Here is a 20,974-nt window from a genome sequence, read left to right on the forward strand (position 1 = left end):
GGGTGCACGGGTGTTTCACACACCCCCGCCGTCGCTTCTATCGCATCGTTGAAAGGATGCAACCATGCTGCTACCCGATTCCAAGACCGAGCTCGTCCGCCGTGGCAACAAGGTCGTTTACGACCTGGGCGACAAGATTGTCAAGGTCTTTAACGAGACCAAGCCTGTCTCCGACGTGTTCAACGAGGCTTTGAATCTTGCCCGCATCAATGAGTGCGGCATCCGCAGCCCCAAGGCTCTCGAGGTTTCCCAGCTCGAGAACGCCAACGGCTGGGCGCTCGTGACCGAGAAGGTTCCGGGCACCACCCTTGCCGAGAAGATGACTGCCGAGCCCCAGCGCTTTGGTGAGTATCTCGAGATGTTCGTCGACCTCCAAATCGAGATCCACGGCTACACCTCCCCGCTGCTCAACCGTCAGCGCGACAAGTTCGCCCGCATGATCGACAGCCTTGATCAGCTCAATGCCACCACGCGCTACAACCTTCAGGAGCGTCTGGACGGCATGACCAAGGAGTTCAAGGTCTGCCACGGCGACTTCAACCCCTCCAACGTCATCGTCGGCGACGACGGCCAGCTCTATGTGTGCGACTGGGCACACGCCACCCAGGGCTCCCCTGCTGCCGACGTTGCCACCACCTACCTGCTCTTCGCCCTCAACAGCAAGGATCAGGCCGAGGCCTACCTGGAGCTCTACTGCGACCGCGCCGACATGCCCATGCAGGTCGTGCGTCAGTGGACGAGCATCGTCGCCGCTTCCGAGCTCGCTCGTAAGCGCAACGTGAACGATGAGTTCCTGAAGAACTGGATCGACGTCGTCGATTATCAGTAATATCTGAGCGATTTATTTCGCATCGGAGGCACAAGAAAACCCCGCAGCTCATATGGGCTGTGGGGTTTTCCTTTACCCATCGAGTTTATTCACGCAACAAAATAGACTGCTCCGCATCTCTTCCTAAGAGAGATACGGAGCAGTCCCGCAATTACATCTAATAGCAGAAACGTCGATTAACGGCGGGCCGCCTTAACAAGCTCGGCAACCTTGGCGACGACCTCGTCAATCGCCACGTCCTCGCGCTCGCCCGTGGCACGGTCCTTGAGCTCAACGGTGCCATTCTTAAGGCCACGCTTGCCAAGCACCACCTGATACGGGAATCCCATAAGGTCGTTATCGGCAAACTTAAAGCCGGGACGCTCGTCACGGTCGTCGACGACGACCTCGATACGCTCGGCGCACAAGCCCTCGACGATTTGGTCGCAGACGGTTGCGCACTCCTCCTTCTTGGGATCGAGCGGAATCACAGCGACCTCGTACGGGGCAACGGAAACCGGCCAGACGATACCGTGCTCGTCGTTGTGCTGCTCCACGACGGCAGCAAGCGAGCGGGACACGCCCACGCCGTAGCAACCCATGATAAGCGGCTTCTCCTTGCCGTCCTCGTCCATAAAGGTGGCGCCCATGGCCTCGGAATACTTAGTACCCAGCTGGAAGACCTGCGAGACCTCGATGCCGCGAGCAGCAGAGAGCGGCTTGCCGCAGTGCGGGCAGGGATCGCCGGCAACGACGGTGACCAGATCTGCCCACTCATCGACGGTAAAGTCGCGCTCGGGGCAGGCACCGGTAAAGTGATAATCGACCTCGTTGGCACCGCAGGCCCACTGCTTGGACTCGCGCAGGCTCTCGTCGCACACCAGACGGATGCCCTCGGGCAAGTTAACCGGTCCGATAAAGCCCTTGTGCAGACCGTAGGTCTGAAGCTCCTCGTCCGTCATCATGCGATAACCCTTGCCAAAGACATGCTCGGCCTTGCAGTCGTTGAGCTCATGATCGCCCGGGACGATGGCCACGACGGGCTTGCCCTCGGCATCGATGAGCGCCAGGGACTTGCGCGTGCCGTTCTCGGGGAACCCAAAGAACTTAGCAACGGCCTCAATGGTGCCCATGCCCGGAGTCTCGACCTTGGTAAGCGTACCGTCACCGGGACCCTCAGTCACGACGACCTTGGTGCTTGCAGCCTCATCATCGGCGGCAAAACCGCAGTCATCGCAATAGACGAGAGAAGCCTCGCCGGCGTCGGCCAAAGCCATGTACTCGACGGAGGTATCGCCACCGATCTCGCCGGAGTCGGCAACGACGGGCAAGGCCTTGATGTAGCAGCGCTCGCAAATGTTAGCGTAGGCCTGCTTCATCTTGTCATACTCCTCCTGCAAGCTCTCCTGCGTGGCGGAGAAGCTGTAGGCATCCTTCATGATGAACTCGCGACCGCGCATCAGGCCAAAACGGGGACGGAACTCGTCGCGGAACTTATCCTGGATGTGATAGAGGTTCACTGGCAGCTGCTTATAGGAGCGCAGCTCGTTGCGCACCAGGGCCGTGACGGTCTCCTCGTGCGTGGGGCCCAGCACGAACTCGCGACCATGACGGTCGTCAAAGCGCACAAGCTCCTTGCCATAGGCATCGATACGGCCGGACTCACGCCACAACTCGGCGTCGACCATAATGGGCATCATAAGCTCCTGGGCGCCGGCGGCGTCCATCTCGTCGCGCACGATGTTCTCAATCTTGCGAATCGAGCGCCATGCGAGCGGCAGGTAGGAATACAGACCGGCGGCCTCCTTGCGGATCATGCCGGCACGGAGCAGCAGGCGGTGGCTGGCGAGCTCAGCGTCCGCCGGATCCTCTTTGAGCGTCGGAGCATACAGCTTAGACATATACATTGCTCGAGTCATTTATTTCTCCTCAATAAGCTTGTCGACCTCGGCCATAAGCGCATCGACAATTTGGTCCTCAGCTACTTTACCAATGATCTGGCCGTGCGAAAAGAGCAGGCCCTGACCACGTCCGCAAGCAACGCCCAGGTCGGCATCGGAAGCCTCGCCGGGGCCATTAACGGCACATCCCATAACGGCGATGGAAAGCGGAGCGGTATAGTTCTTAAGCCGCTCGGTTACTTCCTCGGCGATAGGAATCAGGTTAACCTGACAGCGGGCGCACGTGGGGCACGAGACAATCTCGGGACCACGGCGACGCAGGCCCAGCGACTGTAGAATTCCCCAGGCGACCGGCGGCTCCTCAACCGGATCGGCCGTGAGCGACACACGCATGGTGTCGCCGATGCCTTCGGAAAGCAAGATACCCAAGCCTACAGAGCTCTTGATGGTGCCCTGAAGCTTGGTCCCCGCCTCCGTCACGCCCAGGTGAAGCGGAACGTGGGGAATCTCACGTGACAGGGCTCGATAGGTATCGAGCGTCGTTTGCACGCTATGGGCCTTGGCCGAAAGCACAATGTTCGTAAAGCCGCGATCCTCAAAGTGCTTGACGAAGCGCTCGCTCGACATCACGAGCTTTTCGGGCTGCGTGAGGTCGTCGCGCTCGGCAATATCTTGCTCAAGCGAGCCCGCGTTCACGCCAATGCGAATCGCACAGCCCGAGGCACCCGCAGCATCGATCACCGCGTCAACCTTGGCCCAATCGCCGATATTGCCGGGATTGATGCGCAGCTTGGCGGCACCGGCCTCAACGGCACCAATGGCGAGCTTATGGTTAAAGTGGATATCGGCGACAATCGGCACCGGAGACTCGGCACAGATGGTGCGGAAGCCCTCAAGCGCGGCCTCGGAGGGCACGCTCACGCGCACGATATCGCAGCCAGCCTGCGCCAACGCGCACACTTGCGCAAGCGTTGCCTGGGCATCAGCGGTATCGGTGCAGGTCATAGATTGGACCACCACCGGCGCGCCGCCACCGATCTGCACGCCGCCCACATGCACGGGGCGCGTCAGCTCGCGAGGCAAAGGATGGGATAAAGACAATCCAAACACTCCCCTACAGAATAAATCGAAGGATGTCGGAACGAAGCATATAAACAAACAGCAGTGCAAAGAGCGCGATGCCGACATAGCTGACGATTGTCTGCACTTTGAGCGGCAGCTCGCGGCCCGCAATCTTTTGAATGATCTCGATGACCAGCTTGCCGCCATCGAGTGGTGGGATGGGCAGCAGGTTCATAAAGCCAAGCGAGAACGAAATGAGGGCGGCAAACGAAAGGAACGTGGCAGGGCCGGCAGCAGCGGCCTGTGAGGACATAACGCTAATACCCACGATCGAAGAAGACTGATCGAGAATCTCCATCGTATGCTGCGGCTGGAGCAGGCGCATCACGCCATCCGCTGTCTGCACGACATAGGAGAACGACAGGCGAGCCGACGTGATGGGGTCTAAACGGACCACCTGCGTAGAGGCATACACACCTAGGCGCTCGTCCTCTTTGAGCGCAACCGTGGTCGAATGCTGCTTGCCGTCACGCTCGTACTCGATGGCGATATCGTCCTTACCGGCGGCCTTGCCGATGACATCGTAGACATCCATCCAAGTGGAACATGAGACACCGTCAACCGAAAGGATCGCATCACCGGCCTCGATACCCGCCTTGGCGGCAATAGACCCCTCGTCAACCTGACCGATCACGTTGGTATCCATCGGCACGGTGACACCCGCAATGGAATAGATGCTCATAAGGAGCAAAAAACCCGTCAAGATATTGACGATAATGCCCGCGAGCAGCATAAAGGCGCGCTTGAGAAAGCCTTGGCCAAGATAGGTGTGCGAGCGCTCTTGCGCAAGGAACTCGGCCTCGCCGCACGGCAGCTCCCACACATCGCCCTCGGCAGTCGCATGTTCGCGATCGAAACGACGACCATCAAAGGTGGTATAGCCTGCCGTGTCTCGCGGCAACGTCTGATATTTGGTGGGATAGTAGCTCGGCGAGGGCTTCTCCCCTTCCTCATACCAGGGCGCGATGGAGCCCCAGCCCAGCAAAAGGGCGCATGCCTCGAGCACATCCTCCTCGGAAAGCTCGAGCTCGACAGCAAGGTCGGCCACGGTCACGCGACCATGACGATAGATAGCCGCGAGCACGCGGTCGGCGCACGAAACATCGGTCGGATCCATACCGCAGATGGCAGCGTAGCCACCCAGCAGCAGCGGGGTCACGCCAAACTTGGTTCCAATGCGACGCGACGTGTAATGGATGTCAAAGCGGCACGGCAGACCCAAAAAGAACTCGGTCACACGGACGCCGCAGGCACGCGCCGCCAAAAAGTGGCCGCCCTCGTGCAAAAACACGAGGACGGAAAGCATCAGCAGGCCCCAAAAGACCGATGAGAGAACGCTCAGAACAGTATCCATAAAACGAAAAAGCAATCCTTATGGGTTAGGAACGAGTTGCGGCGAGCACCTGCGCAGCCTTTTCACGCGCCCACGCATCGATGTCGCGAAGCTGCTCAAACGAATCGACCACCTGCATATCGTGGGCGTCCATGCAGGATTCCACAATGCGATCGATATCGGTAAAGCTGCAGCCATCGTGCAGGAAGGCATCGACGGCGACCTCGTTGGCGGCATTGAGAACGCACGGCATGGTGCCACCCGTCTTGCCGGCACGCTCGGCCAGTGCCAGACAGCGGAAGGTATCCATGTCGGCAGCATCAAACGTGAGCTGCCCCAGCTCGCGGAAATCGATACGAGGCGCCGGAGTATCCCAACGCTCGGGACACGAGAACGCGAACTGGATGGGGATACGCATGTCGGATGCACCGAGATGCGCCATCACGGAGCCGTCGGCGAACTCGACCATAGAGTGAATCTTGGACTGACGCTGCACGACCACGTTAATGAAATCGAGGTCGCAGTTAAACAGATGCATGGCCTCAATGCGCTCCAGGCCCTTGTTCATGAGGGTGGCGGAGTCAATGGTGATCTTGGCACCCATGGCCCACGTGGGATGCGCGAGGGCATCGGCACGCGTCACGCGATCGAGCTCGTCGCGCGTGCGGCCAAAGAACGGACCGCCCGAGCAGGTGAGCCAAATGCAGTGGGCCTCGCGCGGGTTCTCACCCAGATAGCACTGGTAGATGGCGGAATGCTCAGAGTCGACCGGAATAAGCTGGCCCGGTTGCGCCAACGGCATAAGCAAGTCGCCACCGACGACGAGGGACTCCTTGTTGGCAAGGGCAAGGCGCTTATTCGAGGTCAAGGCCGCATGGCTCGCCTCGAGACCGGCGGCGCCCACAATAGCGACGAGCACGCAGTCGACATCGTCGCGACGCGCGAGCTCGCAAACCGCCTGCGCGCCAACGCCGAGCTGTGTGCCCTCGGGCAACTCCTGCAGCACGGCGTCATCGCCATGAGCGACATCGGCAACGGCAACCGCCGGAACCGAGAACTCGCGGGCAGCGGCAACGAGCTCCGAGGTGCTGGAATTAACGGACAGCGCCGTCACCTGCAGGCGATCGGCATGCTGGCGGCACACATCGAGCGCCTGGGTGCCGATAGAGCCCGTACAACCCAGGACGGCAACGCGAAGGCGTCCATCGGGGCCATACGTCGTCTGGAAGGACATTACAGCACGCCTCCGATCATCAGCAACAGCTGTGCGGTGATGCAACCGAAGATAAGCGAATCGCTACGATCGAGCATTCCGCCGTGGCCCGGGATAAGGTTGCCGGAATCCTTGACGCCCACACCGCGCTTGATGCGCGACTCGATAAGGTCGCCGATAACGCCCAGAATGGACACGACCACGCCGCACAGCAGCGCATAGGGCAGGCTGAGCTTGTAGAAGTGCGTCGCCCACAGGATGAGCCAAATCAAAACCGAGCCCAAGATGCCGCCGGCAAACCCCTCCCAGCTCTTTTTGGGAGAGATCTTGGGAACCATCTTGTGCTTGCCGATACGGCTGCCCACGATGTAGGCAAACGAATCGGAGACCCAAAGGGACGCGCAAACGCCCACTGAAAGCAGGGCGCCGGCAAAACCGGGCACGGCATCGCGCAGCAGCACGATAGCCGACAGCATAAAGCCAGTGTAGATGGGACCCATGAGCGTCACGGCCACATCAGAGATGCGGGTACGCGGCGACCAGACATACCAAATGCCCACAGCGAGCATCAAGGCAAAAAGCAGGGCATTCAGCAACATCGAATCGCCCAACGCCGACAGCGGAAAGAGTACGGCGGCAGCGATACCCATGCGCTCGTTAGCCATCTTGCCATCGAGCCTTGTCATACGGAAAAACTCATAGCAGCACAGACCGCTCATGACAGAAACAAAGATGGCCGTGGGCACGATACCCAAAACCAGGCACAGGATAAAGACAACGGCGTAGACGATACCGGCGGCGGCACGGGTAATAAAGCCCGCCAGCCACGAACCGGTGCCGCTCTTCGCTGCAGGCGCTCCCGCAGTGGCAGCTTTGCGCACAGGCGTCTTGGGAGCAGATGCCTTGGGACGATCGGACACGATTAAGCCTCCTCGGTCTTGCTCAGTCCACCAAACCTACGGTCACGGCCCTGATAGGCCAAAATGGCGTCGACAAGGCCCCAACGATCAAAGTCGGGCCAATAGGTATCGGTGACGTAGAATTCGGAATAAGCCACCTGCCACAACAGATAGTTCGAAAGGCGCAGCTCACCTGAGGCGCGAATCACAAGCTCAGGATCGGGAAGGCCGGCGGTATAGAGGTGGGAAGCCACCATGTCGTCATCAATTGCGGCAGGATCGATCTTACCGGCGGCAGCGTCGAGTGCAATCTGACGGACAGCGCGGGTGATCTCGGCACGGGCGCCGTAGTTGACAGCAAGCGCCAGCGTCATGCCGGTGTGGTCGGCACACTCGGCTAGACCGCGCTCAAAGACATCGCGGGTCTTCTTGGGCAGTGCGGAAATGTCGCCCAAAAAGACAACACGCACATTTTCGCGCTTCAGAAGCGGCAGCTCGTCGATAAACGTCTTGGCAAACAGATGCATCAAGACGTTGACTTCGTGCTGCGGTCGATTCCAGTTTTCGGTCGAAAATGCATAGGCCGAAAGCACGTCGACGCCCAGGCGCACGCAGGCGGTAATGATCTCGCGCAGCGAGACGATACCCGCCTTGTGGCCCTCGGTGCGTGCAAGACCGCGCGACGTGGCCCAACGACCGTTGCCGTCCATGATGCACGAGATATGGTGCGGAATGTTATTGAGGTCAAGGTCGGAAAAACCGACGCCCGCAGGGGCGTCGGCAAAGTACTCGACCAGTTTATGCTCGTCGTATTGCACCTTAGATCTCCATGACCTCGGCTTCTTTTTCCTTCAGAAGCTCCTCGACCTTGGCGACATATTCATCGGTATGCTTCTGGACCTTGGCCTGCTCGCGACGTACGTCGTCCTCGGTGAGCTCCTCATCGCGCTCGAGCTTGTTGTTGAAGTCGCGACGGATGTTACGGATAGACACCTTGGCCTGCTCGGCGTACTCGCGGCACTCCTTGACGAGCTCGCGACGGCGCTCCTCAGTGGGAGCCGGGAACGGAAGACGAACGACGGTGCCATCGGAGTTGGGGGTAATACCCAGATCGGAAGCGCCGATGGCCTTGACGATAGCATTGATGAGCGCCTTGTCCCACGGCTCGATGAGCAGCATGTGAGCCTCGGGGGTCTTGACGGCGGCAACCTGCGTGACCGGCGTGGGGACACCGTAATAATCAACGGTGATGTCGGACAGAATGTTGGCGTTGGCGCGACCGGTACGGACCTTGGAGAAGTTATGCTTGAGGGACTCGAGCGACTTGTCCATATGGGCGGTGATGTTCTCTGCCATGCTTAATCCTCCTGATAGACGAGCGTGCCGACGGGCTCACCCGCGAGCGCGCGCTTGACGGTGTCCTCGCCATCGATGTTGAGGACCAAAATAGGCATACGGTTATCCTGGCACAGAGCCGTAGCCGTGGAATCCATAACCTGCAGGCCGCGAACGAGAACCTCGTGATAGGTAATCTTGTCAAAACGGACGGCATCGGCGCACTTGACGGGATCCTTGTCGTAGATGCCGTCAACCTTGGTGGCTTTAATCAGAATCTCGGCGCCGATCTCGCACGCACGAAGAGCCGCGGCGGTGTCGGTCGTAAAGTACGGATTGCCCGAACCGGCGGCAAAAATAACGACGTTGCCCTTGGAAAGGTGGTTGATGGCGCGACGGCGAATATAGGGCTCGCAGATCTCGTTCATCTGGATAGCGCTCATCACACGGCAGGGAACGTCGTTATGCTCGAAAGCATCCTGCAGGGCGAGCGCGTTCATAACGGTCGCGAGCATGCCCATGTAGTCGGCCTGAGCACGCTCCATGCCACCGGCAGCGCCTGCCATGCCGCGGAAAATATTGCCGCCGCCGACAACGACGCCGACCTCATGGCCAACGGCGAGCAGCTCCTTGACCTGCTTGGCAAGATGATCGGTAACCTTGGGGTCGATGCCATATTGGCCGTCGCCCATCAGCGCTTCGCCGGAAAGCTTAAGAAGCACTCGTTTATATCGGATGTCGGACAAAGCGATCCTCCTTTAATTAGACTCTCAATATGATATCAAAGGCTCTGATAAGAGCCATGAAAAAGCAGGCTGTGAGTAAAACCCACAGCCTGCTCATTACCAGCTACAAGAGCTTATTTACTCGCCACGGACCAGACGGTCAAAGGCAACGACGGTAATGGTGTCGCCGAGCTCCTTGGAGACCTGCTCAGCGTACTTCTTGATGGTGAGGGAGCTGTCCTTGATGAACTCCTGCTCGGTGAGCACGGACTGCTTGTAGAACTTCTCCAGACGGCCAACAGCCATCTTCTCCTGGATAGCCTCGGGCTTGCCGGACTCGGCAGCCTGGGCCATGTAGATCTGCTTCTCGTGCTCGACGGTCTCGGCCGGAACCTGATCGCGGGTAGCGCAGATCGGGGCGACGGCGGCAACCTGAAGGGCAACGTCGTGAGCGAAGGTCTTGAAGGACTCAGCCTGAGCGGTCTCGGCCTTCTCGAAGGCGAACTCGACGAGGACGCCGATCTTACCACCCATGTGGATGTAAGAAGCGAGCGCGCCGTTCTCGGCCTTGCGGGCAGCGAAGCGGGAGATCTTCATGTTCTCGCCCATGATGTGAATCATCTCGGTGAGCTCGGAGGAAACGGTCTCCTCGCCCATCGGCTTCTCGAGCAGAGCGTCGACGTCAACAGGCTCGGTGGTAGCGACAACCTCAGCGACCTTAGAAGCAAAGCCGGTGAACTTGGCGTTGGAGCCAACGAAGTCGGTCTCGCAGGAGAGCTCGAGCAGAGCGCCGGTCTTGCCATCCTCGGAGACGAACGCGGCGACAGCGCCCTCGTTGGTCTCACGGCCAGCCTTCTTGGCAGCCTTGGCAAGGCCGTTCTTACGCAGAACGTCGACAGCGGCGTCCATGTCGCCGTCAGCCTCGACGAGAGCCTTCTTGCACTCCATCATCGGGGAGTCGGTCATCTCGCGGAGCTGCTTGACCATAGCGGCGGTAATCTGGGCCATTGTGGTTCCTTTCAAAGAGATGAAAAAGAATTAACTAAGACTGATTTACTCGGCCTTGGGCTCAGCGGCCATCTCGGCCTCGGAGACCTGCTCCTTACCGGAGCCAGCGAGGCAGGCGTCAGCCATGAGCTCGCACATAAGGGTGACAGCGGAGATAGCGTCATCGTTGCAGGGGATGCCGTACTCGACCTCGTCGGGATCGGAGTTGGTGTCGATCAGAGCGACGACGGGGATGTTCAGGCGCTGAGCCTCCTTGATGGCGTTCTCCTCGCGCTTAGTGTCGATGACGAAGAGAGCCTGGGGCAGACCCTTCATGTCGCGGGCGCCACCGAGGTTGGTCTGGAGCTTGGTGAGCTCCTTGCCGAGCACAGCCTGCTCCTTCTTGGGGAGCACTGCCATGCGGCCGTCCTCGACCATGGCCTCGAGCTCCTCCATGCGGTTGATGCGGGAGCGGATGGTGACGAAGTTGGTCAGCATACCGCCGAGCCAACGCTGGTTGATGTAGGGCATATTAGCGCGCTCAGCAGCGTTCTTGACGGCCTCCTGAGCCTGCTTCTTGGTGCCGACGAACAGCACGTTGCCACCCTTGGCGACGTTCTTGACGAAGGTGTAGGCCTGGTCGGCGTCGAGGATGGTCTGCTTGAGGTCGAGGATGTAGATGCCGTTGCGCTCACCGAAGATGAACGGCTTCATCTTGGGGTTCCAGCGACGGGTCTGGTGACCGAAGTGGCAGCCGGCCTCGAGCAGGGTGCGGATATTAATCTTGGTAGCCATGTTAAACCTCCTGTGGTTTGCCTCCGCGCGGGGTCATCCTCCAAAACCAACCCGGACATGTGCTACCAAAGCCCGGGCACCACGGTATGAAGTAGCCGCGCGTGCGTGATAAAAACATGTTGCCGTGAAGCAACCCGATGAATAATAGCAGGAATGCATCTTCGTGCCAACCCGCAATCAAAACCACACACCTGAGTGCGGCGCGGGACGTCCCAGCCACTATTCGCCTCGGGGATGGGCTTGAGCCACGGCACGTTTGAGCCGATCGGGCGTGAGGTGCGTGTAGATCTGCGTCGTGGACAGGCTCGCATGACCCAGCAGCTCTTGAACCGAGCGCAGGTCCGCACCGCCCTCGAGCAAGTCGGTCGCAAAGGTATGGCGCATCGCATGCGGGGCGATGTCGGCCGGAATGCCGGCGAGTGTCGCCAGAGTATGGAACCGCCGCCTGAGCATGGCGGCACTCATGTGATTACCGCGCGCCGATATAAGCAGCGGATGCGGCCCGGTAGTGGGGTCACGGCGCTTTGCCTGAGCGAGCAACTCCGGCCGCCCCTCCTCAATATAGAGACGCGTCGCCTCGAGCGCGCGACGATACAGAGGGACGATACGTTCTTTGCTCCCCTTGCCCCACAGGCGCAGCGTGCGTTCGGACCACACAATGGACTCCACATTGAGTGCTGCGAGCTCAGAGATACGGGCGCCCGAGGCATAGAGCAGCTCGAGCATCGCCGCATCGCGCAGTCCCGCGGGTGTTGAGGTATCAGGCGTCTTGAGCAGCGCCTCCACCTGTTGGGTCGTCAGCACACCGGGTAGATCGCGCGGGAGCTTGGGCGAGGAAATTGCCGAGACCACATCGCCCTCCACGACCCCCTCGGCAGCCATCCACCGATAGAGCGAGCGAATGGCAGACAGGTGTGCCGCAAGCGTTCGGGGAGACACCTGCTCACGCGAAAGTTCGGCAAGATAGCGACGAATGGTGCGCACGTCGGCAGCGAAAGCATCTATATCCTCACGCTCGCACCAGGCAGCAAAACGCTCCAGCCTCGAGCCATAGGCCGTCACCGTGTTGGGAGAAAGTCCCTCGACACGTGAGATATAGGCGATAAACGAGTCGACGGTGTCGTACAGGTCAAAGGCTATGACCGGTCGCCTCCAAACAAATCGGGGCGAGTGGCCAGATAGGCATCAAGGGCCTCGAGCGCACGGTCCGCATAGGCCTGGTAGCGGTCGCGCTTGCTGCGGCGCTTACCATCCTCGAGTGGCGGCACCAGGCCAAAGTTGACATGCATAGGCTGATAGCCCACGGTGGCAGGATCGGTCGCATAGCCCACGAGCGCACCCAGGGCGCCCACACGCGGCAGCTCGACGCCCGCGGCCCCGATAGCCTCGGCATAGGTGTTGAGCGCCGCGAGCAGACCCGTCGCCACGGCTTCCATGTACCCCTCGGTGCCGGTGATCTGACCGGCCAGGCGCACGCCGGTGCCGGGCACGGCAAAGGTGCCATCGAGCACGTGCGGGGCGTCGACAAAGGTATTACGGTGCATGACACCGTAGCGGAAGAACTCAGCGTTCTCCAGGCCCGGCACCATATGGAAGACGCGCTTCTGCTCGCCAAAGGTCAAGTTGGTCTGGAAGCCCACCAGGTTATAGGCGGTCTTCTCCTTATTCTCGGCACGCAGCTGAATCGCCGCCCAGGGACGACGACCGGTTCGCGGATCGGTGAGGCCGACAGGCTTCATGGCGCCAAAGCGAATGGCGTCCTTGCCGGTGCGCGCAACTTCCTCGGCAGGCTGGCAGGCCTGGAACAGATCGCCGCCCTCAAAGTCCTTGAGCACCACGCGGTCGGCCGTGGTAAGCGCCTCGATAAAGGCCTCGTACTCCTCCTTATTGAGCGGAGCGTTGAGATAGTCGCCGCTCCCCTGCTCCTCGTAGCGCGACTGCGAGAACAGCACGTCCATATCGAGCGTGGAGGCATCGACGATCGGCGCCGCGGCATCGAAGAACGCAAGGGCGTCGCCACCGACGAGCTTCATGACCTCTTCGCTCAGCGCCGGCGAGCACAAGGGGCCGGCGGCAATGACCACGTGACCTTCGGGAATCTGCGTGACCTCGCCGTGAATGATCTCGATATTGGGACGGGCGGCAACCTCGGCCTCGACAAACTCGGAAAACTTGACGCGGTCGACCGCCAAGGCGCCACCGGCGGGAACAGCCGCGCGATGGGCGCAATCGAGCAGGACTGAACCCATGCGCTCAAGCTCGGCCTTCAGCAATCCAGCCGCGGAATCCGGACGGGTCGACTTAAACGAATTGGAACAGACGAGCTCTGCCAGGTGATCGGTATGGTGGGCCGGGGAGCTAACCTGGGGGCGCATCTCGCACAGCCTTACGGCGAACCCGCGATCTGCCAGCTGAATCGCGCACTCCGAACCCGCCAGACCGCCACCGATAACCGTCACCTGATCAAACAGCATCTGCAAACACCTTTCTAATTGACATGTTTTCCATTGTGACCGAAGGGTGTCTGAGCGTGAAGGGCAAACTTGGAGGGCGCATACCTTCCATCCATCATGCGCTCGATAAGGCCCTCGAGTTCAAGCGAACCCAAGAGTTTGAGTACGCCGACAGCATCGAGCGAGACAAGCGCCGCGATGTCGTCGACCTTGAGCGGAGAGGCGATGAGCGCATGCATCACGGTCTGCTGTGTTGGATCCAGGTCGGCAATGCCGGGAGCATCGGGGCGCGAGTAGCGCAGGGTGCCGTAGATGCGTGAGATAGCCATCTCGATAGATTCCTCGTCGATGATGCAGCAGGCACCGTTCGCAATGAGGTAATTCGTGCCACGCGACTCGGGCGATAGGATCGACCCCGGCACGACAAGAAGTTCGCGCCCCAAATCCATAGCAGCCTCGGCTGTAGAAAACGTCCCGGAAGGCATACCCGCCTCGGAAACAAAGAGGGCTTGCGACAGGGCCGCGATCACGCGATTGCGGCGCGGAAAGGCAAACTTGCGCGGGCCCATGCCCCACGGAGAGATCGACACGACCGCGCCACCCGTATCGAGCGTGCGCATAATAAGCCCCGCGCTCGAGCGCGGGTAGACCACGTCGGCGCCCGTCCCCAGCACCACGACGTGTTTGCCGCCGGCGTTGACCGCAGCCCAACCCGAGGCCTGGTCACAACCGACCGCGCCGCCCGAAACTACCGTCACTCCCGCCTCGACCGCCACCTTTGCCGCAAGCTCTGCCACGGCAAGACCATACGGCGAGGCCTTGCGCGCGCCGATGATGGAGAGCGCGGGCGTCGAAAGCACCTCGGGGTCGCCGCGCACATAGAGCGTCTGGGGTACATCAGAAAGCTCCAAAACGGTCTCGGGATACAACGCATCACCTGGATGCAGCTCGTAGGTCCCCTCGGCCATCATTGGTCCCTCCTTCCCTGGTACATCGCTGCCTCGAGCACGTGGTCCTGCGTCACTTGCTCGCTCTCGGCGACGTCGGCGATGGTACGCGCGATACGCACCAGGCGCACGATGCCGCGACCCGTGAGATGTGTGCGCTTCGACAGGCCGAGCACACACTTCTCCGCCGCATCATCGAGCTCAAAGGTCGAAACGACGCCGTCAATGGACCGTGTCTCGTCATCTTCGGCCTCGGCATCCGCATCGTCCATACGGGATTCGCGCCAGGCGCGAAAAGCGCGACCGCGCACAACGTAGTCACGTAACTCGGCAGACGACATACCCTCCGCACCCTCGATAATCACTTGGGGGTCGGGACGGGTCACATCGATCATCATGTCGATACGGTCGGCCAAAGGACCGCGCAGTTTAGACCGATAGCGCTCGACCATCGCCGCTGAGCAGCGACACGGTACCTCGCGATCGCCCAAAAAACCGCAGGGGCAGGGATTGCTCGCAGCCAGCAGCTGAAAGCGCGACGGGAAGGTAAAGGCCCCGTCGACGCGCACGATCCTCACATAGCCGCGTTCGATGGGCTGACGCAGCGTCTGCAGCACACCCGTGGGAAACTCAGCAAGCTCGTCCAAAAAGAGCACGCCGCCATGAGCAAGGCTGATCTCACCCGGGTGCACTGGGCGCCCGCCGCCGATAAGACCTGCGGTCGAAATACTGTGGTGGGGACTGCGGAAGGGCCGGTGCCCCGCCAACAAGCCATCGATGTTCTCACCCAAAACCGAATGGATGCACAGCGCCTCCTGTTGATCCTCAACGGAAAGCTCGGGCAGGATGCCGGTCATACGACGCGCGAGCATCGTCTTGCCCGATCCCGGGGACCCGATCATGAGCAAGCCGAGTTCTCCTGCCGCCGCAAGCGCCATGCCGCGCTTGGCGACCTCCTGCCCCAGTACGTCGGCATAGTCGAGCTCGGGCTCAAAGGTCGCCTCGAGCACTTCAGAATCCAAGTAGTGCCGCGCGGCATCGCCCATGCCATGGGCAAGCTGAGACAAATGATCGATGAATCCACAATCCACGCCCGCAAGCGGCACATGCTGATCGGACCTGCCGGCGATAAAGGACAGCCCCATATCACGCGCCAATAGCTGAAACGCCACCTCGCCCTTGACAGGAAGCACCGTACCGTCCAAGCCAAGCTCACCAGCGATAAGACAACGATCGAGGTTGTCGCGGGGAATCTGACCATCGGCCGCCAATACCGCGATGGCGATGGGCAGATCAAAGCCGCTACCGGTCTTGCGAATATCGCCAGGCGCCAGATTGACCGTAATGCCCGAGCGCGGGATCTCGAACCCGGCGGAGCGCATCGCGCAGCGAATACGACCGCGTGACTCCATCACCTCCATGCTCGGAATGCCGAGCATCTGGATGCCCGGAACGCCACCGGCAAGCGAGACCTCGACCGTGACGTGAATCGCCTCGACGCCGCGGATGCAGGCCGCGTGAACGGCAAACGTCTCGAACGCCATCACGACACCTGCCAATCGAACGCGTTGTACTGATGCTCGATCTCGGCGATATGCCCGCCACGAATGGTGACGCCCACGGCATCGAAGCGAATCGCCTTGAGCGGATAATGCTCCATGAGGTAGCAACTTGCGATGCGGCGGTAGCGGCGTTGCTTTTGGGCGTCCACGGCCTCCTCGGGAAAGACCCGCGTGCTGCAATCCAGTGCAACTCGTCTGGTTTTGACCTCGGCCATCACCACGACATCGTCGAGCTCATCGAGCAGCACCAGATCGGCCTCGCCCTCGGTGCAACGATAACCCTGCTCCAGCAAGGTGTAGCCGCGCTCGTTAAAGTAGTCGATGGTGATCAGCTCGCCCAGCATGCCCAGCTCGCGGGGACTGAGTCCCTTGATAAAGTCGGGCGTCATCGCCCCACAGTCGAGCTCGCCGTTTTCCCAACGCTCCTTGAGTTGCTGCGTCTTGCTCTTTTTGCTTGCGGCACTCATGGGGTCTCCTTTCCCGCACACTGCATTGCCCCGATGATGAGGGCACCTTTCATGCGGGTAAGTACCGGAAGCAAACCAAAAGCTGACCAAATGCCGTCAAAAAACGGGCCGTACGCAGCAATGGTGTTGCATACGGCCCGCTACCAGCAGGTTTATAAAACCCCTGAGGTCCCTGTCTCCACAATTGACCTAGAAAAGGCGCTCAGTCTGCAGAAAGTTTCCGCAAAAGCTCACGCGGTGCAGTGGACAAAGTCCATGTTTGCGAATGGCCTCGATATGCTCGGGGCTTGCATAGCCCTTCGACTCGGCCAGATGGTACTCGGGATACTCGGCGTCGTACTCGACCATCATCTCGTCACGCGTGACCTTGGCCATGATGGACGCCGCGGCGATGCAGGCGATTTTGGCATCGCCCTTCACCACATCGCGCTCGTTAGGAACGGCGCCCAAGGGGTTGCCATCCATGAGGACGCAGTCGGGTTCAAGTCCCGTATCGGCCACGGCGCCCGCAACGGCAGTACGGATAGCACGGGCCATGCCCATCTCATCGATATCCTTCGGCGCGATATGGCAAAAGCCGATGGCAGTCGCCACCTCGGCTATCTTCACCGAGAGCAACTCGCGGCGCGCGGGCGTGAGCTTTTTGGAATCGTTGATACCCCAGACGCGCGGCTCCATAGGAAGACAGACGGCGCATACCGTCAAAGGGCCGGCCACCGATCCGCGACCTACCTCGTCGACACCAACGACCACCCCATCGCCGCCAAGCTCATGCATAAGCTCGTACATGTCATTGACGCGCTCGCGCTCGGCAAGTTCCTTGGCATGGCGCTTAAGAGCACGCTCGCAAGCCTTGATCACCTGCTGGCGCGGGTCCTCGCGATAATGCTCCACGAGGGCGGGAATCTCCTCGAACGTGGCGCTCGCCAGCTCGCCGGCAACCTGCGATGCCGAAACCGAGCTCGTCATGTTGGCCATACCAGACCCTCCTTGCATGCAAATCAGATAAAAAGAAGGGCCACCCGAAGGTGACCCTCGTGTCCAAACGAGTGGACAGACGCTGCGATCTTCTTAGCGCTTCTCGGGGATGCGAGCAGCCTTGCCCACCTTGTCGCGGAGGTAGTACAGCTTGGCGCGACGGACGCGACCATGGCGAACGACCTCGAGCTTGGCGATCTTGGGGCTGTGAAGCGGGAAGGTACGCTCAACACCGACACCGAAGGACATCTTGCGGACGGTGAAGGTCTCGCGGGCACCGGCGCCGGCCATGCGGATGACGTCGCCCTGGAAAACCTGGATGCGCTCGCGGTCGCCTTCCTTAATGCGGTAGTGAACCTTGACGTTGTCGGCGACGCGAACCTGAGGAATGTCCTCGCGGATCTGCTGACGCTCGATTGCGCGGATGTAATCCATGTGCAATTCCTTACTCTTCTAGAGGTGCCGTACCACCTTGGCCGGCACGTAGTTGAACAAACGTATTCGAGTATACACGCGCGGGTTTCTGCTGCAAGAACAATTTTTTGCGCAGACAAAAAGACAAAACCCGCACATGATAACCGCCCGCTTCACGAATGAGACGGGCGGTATGAAGGGGGGGGCTACGCTAGGCGTCTAAACGCTAAACGCTAGGCGGAACGCTTGGCCTCGAGCTTGGCCTGGGCGGCAGCTAGGCGCGCGAGGGGCACGCGATAGGGCGAGCAGGATACGTAGTCCACGTCGGCCACGTTAAACAGGGCCTTGATGGACTTGGGGTCGCCGCCGTGCTCGCCGCACACACCAAAGTGCATGTCGGGGTTGGTGGCGCGACCCTTCTCGACGGCCATGCGCACCAGCTCGAGCACCGCCGCGTCGATGGTCTCGAAAGGGTTGTCCTTCAAGATCTTCTTGTGCATGTACAGGGGGATGAACTTGGCCTCGGCGTCGTCACGAGAGAAGCCGAAGGTCGTCTGCGTGAGGTCGTTGGTGCCAAAGCAGAAGAAGTCGGCATGATGGGCGATCTCGTCGGCGACCATGCAGGCACGCGGCAGCTCGAGCATCGTGCCCACGGGAATGTTGAGCTCGACGCCCTCCTCGGAGGAAACCTCGGCGATCACGCGCTCGATGACCTCGCGGGTCTGGACATGCTCGGCCGTGATGGAAACGAGCGGGACCATGATCTCGGGGCGCGGGTCGCCGCCTTCCTTGATCAGGCGGGCAGCAGCCGTAGCGACGGCACGAACCTGCATGAGCGGCAGATCGCTAAAGACTACTGACAGGCGCACACCGCGCAGGCCGAGCATCGGGTTGGATTCGACCATGCCGTCAATGCGACGTAGGCGGGCGCGCAGGGCGGCAAGTTCTTCCTCGCTGGCGCCAGCGGCCTCCTTCTTGGTGATGGCGACCTCGAGCTCGCGAGGACTATCCAGGAACTCATGAAGCGGCGGATCGAGCAGGCGAACGACCACATCGCGACCGGACATGGTCTTGAACATCGCCAGGAAGTCCTCGGTCTGAACCTTGAGCAGGTCGGCCAGGGCCTGCTGCTTCACGGCCTCGTCGTCGGACAGGATAAAGCTCTGGATGATGTTCTTGCGATCGCCCAGGAACATATGCTCGGTGCGGCACAGGCCGATGGCCTCGGCACCAAACTCGAGGGCGAGCTCAGCGTCCTCGGGGTTGTCGGCGTTGACGCGCACATGGTTGGCGTGGCCAGAGGTCTCGTCCAGACGAATCTCATCGGCCCAGGACAGGATGGTGTCCAGGTCGCCGGTGAGCTCGGCCGAGACCAGGTCAACGGCGCCGTCGACGACGATACCCTGGGTGCCGTCGATGGAGATGACATCGCCCTCGTGCAGCACGCGGTCGCTGCCCTCGATGTGCACGATCTTCTCGGCGGCGTCGATATGGAAGCGCTCGACGCCGCAGACGCAGGGCGTACCCATGCCGCGGGCGATAACGGCGGCATGGCTCGTCTTGCCACCGTGGCTGGTCAGGATGCCCTCGGCGGCGACCATGCCTTTCAGGTCGTCGGGGTTGGTCTCCCAGCGAACCAGAATGACCTTGTGGCCCTCGGCGGAACGCGCGACGGCATCGTCGCTCGAGAACACGACTTCGCCCACGGCGGCACCGGGGCTGGCATTAAGGCCGGTAGCAAGTGCCTCATACTTCTTGGAGGCGTCGAACTGCGGGTGCAGGAGCTGGTCGAGCTGCGCGGGGTCGATGCGGCTCACGGCCTCCTCGCGGGTGATCAGGCCCTCCTCGACCATCTCGATGGCGATGCGCAGGGCGGCAGTAGCGGTACGCTTGCCCACGCGGGTTTGGAGCATCCAGAGCTTGCCCTGCTCGATAGTGAACTCGATATCGCACATATCGCGATAGTGATCCTCGAGCGTCAGGAACACGCGCTCGAGTTCCTCGCCTGCAGACTCGAGGCCCGGGGTGGTCTTTAGGTCGGCGATGGGCTCGGTATTGCGAATGCCGGCGACGACGTCTTCGCCCTGGGCGTTAACCAGAAAGTCGCCGTAGAACTCCTTGGTGCCGTCGGCCGGATTGCGCGTGAAGGCGACGCCGGTCGCAGAGGTCTCGCCCTTATTGCCAAAGGCCATGGCCTGGACGTTGACGGCGGTGCCGAGTTCGTCGGAAATGCCGTGCTGCTTGCGGTAGATGCAGGCGCGCTCGTTCATCCAGCTGCCAAAGACGGCCTGGATGGCAAGGCGCAGCTGGAGCTCTGGATCGTGTGGGAAGACGGGCTTGCCGTCAGCGACCTCGAGCTCGGGGTACAGGGCGGCCTCGACGTTCTCGGAGAAAATGCCCTTAAAGGTCTCGACGAGCTCCTGCAGGTCTTCGGCCGAAAGCTCGGAATCGACGCGAACGCCGGAGACCAGCCGTGCCTGGGTCAGCGCGTTCTCGAACAGATCGGCGTCAACACCCATAACGACGTTGGAGAACATCTGGATAAAGCGACGATAGCTATCCCAGGCAAAACGCGGGTTTTGCGTCTGGGCGATGAGACCCTGAACGGAGTCGTCGTTGAGGCCTAGGTTGAGGACCGTGTCCATCATGCCGGGCATGGAAAACGGAGCGCCCGAGCGAACCGACACGAGCAGCGGATCGGAGGCGTCGCCGAGCTTTTTGCCGCAACGGGCCTCGAGGTCGGCCTCGGCGGCAACGATCTCATCGAGTGCGCCTTCGGGCCAGACGTTGTCGGCACCGGAGTACTCGACACAGGTCTGGCAGGTAATGGTAAAGCCACCGGGAACCGGCAGACCGATTCGGCTCATCTCGGCAAGGTTTGCGCCCTTGCCGCCAAGCACGAAGTTCATGGACTTGTCGCCCTCAGTGACACAGGTGCCCTGGGCGTCGGTTCCAAAACGGTAAACCCTCTTGCAATCGCTCACGATGCTTCCCCTTCCATGCGCTTACGCGCACGACCGTGGTGACGAATCGAC

19 protein-coding genes are annotated in these 20,974 nt (G+C 60.8%); 1 reads left to right on the forward strand and 18 read right to left on the reverse strand.

Annotated elements, in window-relative coordinates:
* The first annotated feature begins 64 nt into the window (after nucleotides 1-64).
* A complete protein-coding gene (locus DW943_RS01110) occupies nucleotides 65-829 on the forward strand; it encodes an aminoglycoside phosphotransferase family protein (RefSeq protein ID WP_006236119.1) in 765 nt (254 codons plus the stop codon).
* Nucleotides 830-1,005: 176 nt separating this feature from the next.
* Here the strand turns inward: DW943_RS01110 and DW943_RS01115 are convergent, their stop codons facing one another.
* From DW943_RS01115 to ppdK, 18 genes are all read right to left on the reverse strand, one after another.
* Nucleotides 1,006-2,727: a proline--tRNA ligase gene (locus tag DW943_RS01115; protein ID WP_233543549.1), complete on the reverse strand. Its 1,722-nt coding sequence runs from the start codon at nucleotides 2,725-2,727 to the stop codon at nucleotides 1,006-1,008.
* Nucleotides 2,728-3,810: a flavodoxin-dependent (E)-4-hydroxy-3-methylbut-2-enyl-diphosphate synthase gene (gene ispG / locus DW943_RS01120; RefSeq protein ID WP_117861938.1), complete on the reverse strand. Its 1,083-nt coding sequence runs from the start codon at nucleotides 3,808-3,810 to the stop codon at nucleotides 2,728-2,730.
* Nucleotides 3,811-3,823: 13 nt separating this feature from the next.
* Nucleotides 3,824-5,185, reverse strand: coding sequence for an RIP metalloprotease (locus tag DW943_RS01125; RefSeq protein WP_117861939.1), 1,362 nt, complete (start codon nucleotides 5,183-5,185; stop codon nucleotides 3,824-3,826).
* A gap of 25 nt (nucleotides 5,186-5,210) precedes the next feature.
* Nucleotides 5,211-6,398, reverse strand: coding sequence for a 1-deoxy-D-xylulose-5-phosphate reductoisomerase (gene dxr / locus DW943_RS01130; protein ID WP_117861940.1), 1,188 nt, complete (start codon nucleotides 6,396-6,398; stop codon nucleotides 5,211-5,213).
* On the reverse strand, nucleotides 6,398-7,297 hold the full coding sequence (locus tag DW943_RS01135) for a phosphatidate cytidylyltransferase (protein WP_231500749.1): 900 nt from the start codon (nucleotides 7,295-7,297) through the stop codon (nucleotides 6,398-6,400). The genes dxr and DW943_RS01135 overlap by 1 nt, the downstream gene beginning before the upstream one ends.
* Before the next feature lie 2 nt (nucleotides 7,298-7,299).
* The gene (locus DW943_RS01140; protein WP_117861941.1) at nucleotides 7,300-8,094 is read right to left on the reverse strand and encodes an isoprenyl transferase; all 795 of its coding nucleotides are present in this window, start codon (nucleotides 8,092-8,094) and stop codon (nucleotides 7,300-7,302) included.
* Nucleotide 8,095: 1 nt separating this feature from the next.
* Nucleotides 8,096-8,632, reverse strand: coding sequence for a ribosome recycling factor (frr, locus tag DW943_RS01145; RefSeq protein WP_006236112.1), 537 nt, complete (start codon nucleotides 8,630-8,632; stop codon nucleotides 8,096-8,098).
* 2 nt (nucleotides 8,633-8,634) lie between these two features.
* Nucleotides 8,635-9,357, reverse strand: coding sequence for a UMP kinase (pyrH, locus tag DW943_RS01150; RefSeq protein WP_040359955.1), 723 nt, complete (start codon nucleotides 9,355-9,357; stop codon nucleotides 8,635-8,637).
* Between the two features lie 117 nt (nucleotides 9,358-9,474).
* Nucleotides 9,475-10,344: a translation elongation factor Ts gene (gene tsf, locus DW943_RS01155; protein ID WP_117861942.1), complete on the reverse strand. Its 870-nt coding sequence runs from the start codon at nucleotides 10,342-10,344 to the stop codon at nucleotides 9,475-9,477.
* A 45-nt stretch (nucleotides 10,345-10,389) separates the two neighbouring features.
* Entirely contained in the window at nucleotides 10,390-11,118 is a 729-nt protein-coding gene (rpsB, locus tag DW943_RS01160) for a 30S ribosomal protein S2 (protein ID WP_006236109.1), read from the reverse strand.
* A gap of 219 nt (nucleotides 11,119-11,337) precedes the next feature.
* Nucleotides 11,338-12,258 (reverse strand): tyrosine recombinase, encoded by a 921-nt coding sequence (locus tag DW943_RS01165; RefSeq protein ID WP_117861943.1) that lies wholly within the window; start codon nucleotides 12,256-12,258, stop codon nucleotides 11,338-11,340.
* Complete coding sequence (gene trmFO / locus DW943_RS01170; RefSeq protein WP_117766657.1) at nucleotides 12,255-13,592, reverse strand: methylenetetrahydrofolate--tRNA-(uracil(54)-C(5))-methyltransferase (FADH(2)-oxidizing) TrmFO; 1,338 nt, start codon at nucleotides 13,590-13,592, stop codon at nucleotides 12,255-12,257. Before trmFO ends, DW943_RS01165 begins: the two co-directional genes overlap by 4 nt.
* A gap of 14 nt (nucleotides 13,593-13,606) precedes the next feature.
* On the reverse strand, nucleotides 13,607-14,539 hold the full coding sequence (locus tag DW943_RS01175) for a DNA-processing protein DprA (RefSeq protein ID WP_117766711.1): 933 nt from the start codon (nucleotides 14,537-14,539) through the stop codon (nucleotides 13,607-13,609).
* Nucleotides 14,539-16,062 (reverse strand): YifB family Mg chelatase-like AAA ATPase, encoded by a 1,524-nt coding sequence (locus DW943_RS01180; RefSeq protein ID WP_117766659.1) that lies wholly within the window; start codon nucleotides 16,060-16,062, stop codon nucleotides 14,539-14,541. The genes DW943_RS01175 and DW943_RS01180 overlap by 1 nt, the downstream gene beginning before the upstream one ends.
* Nucleotides 16,062-16,547 (reverse strand): YraN family protein, encoded by a 486-nt coding sequence (locus tag DW943_RS01185; RefSeq protein WP_117766661.1) that lies wholly within the window; start codon nucleotides 16,545-16,547, stop codon nucleotides 16,062-16,064. The genes DW943_RS01180 and DW943_RS01185 overlap by 1 nt, the downstream gene beginning before the upstream one ends.
* A 189-nt stretch (nucleotides 16,548-16,736) precedes the next feature.
* Entirely contained in the window at nucleotides 16,737-17,525 is a 789-nt protein-coding gene (locus DW943_RS01190; protein ID WP_055250018.1) for a ribonuclease HII, read from the reverse strand.
* A gap of 93 nt (nucleotides 17,526-17,618) precedes the next feature.
* The gene (gene rplS / locus DW943_RS01195) at nucleotides 17,619-17,960 is read right to left on the reverse strand and encodes a 50S ribosomal protein L19 (protein WP_006236098.1); all 342 of its coding nucleotides are present in this window, start codon (nucleotides 17,958-17,960) and stop codon (nucleotides 17,619-17,621) included.
* Between the two features lie 212 nt (nucleotides 17,961-18,172).
* Nucleotides 18,173-20,923, reverse strand: a complete 2,751-nt coding sequence (gene ppdK / locus DW943_RS01200) for a pyruvate, phosphate dikinase (protein ID WP_117779093.1) — start codon at nucleotides 20,921-20,923, stop codon at nucleotides 18,173-18,175.
* Nucleotides 20,924-20,974 lie beyond the last annotated feature (51 nt).

It is taken from the genome of Collinsella sp. AM44-11 (assembly GCF_003467145.1).
GTDB lineage: Bacteria > Actinomycetota > Coriobacteriia > Coriobacteriales > Coriobacteriaceae > Collinsella.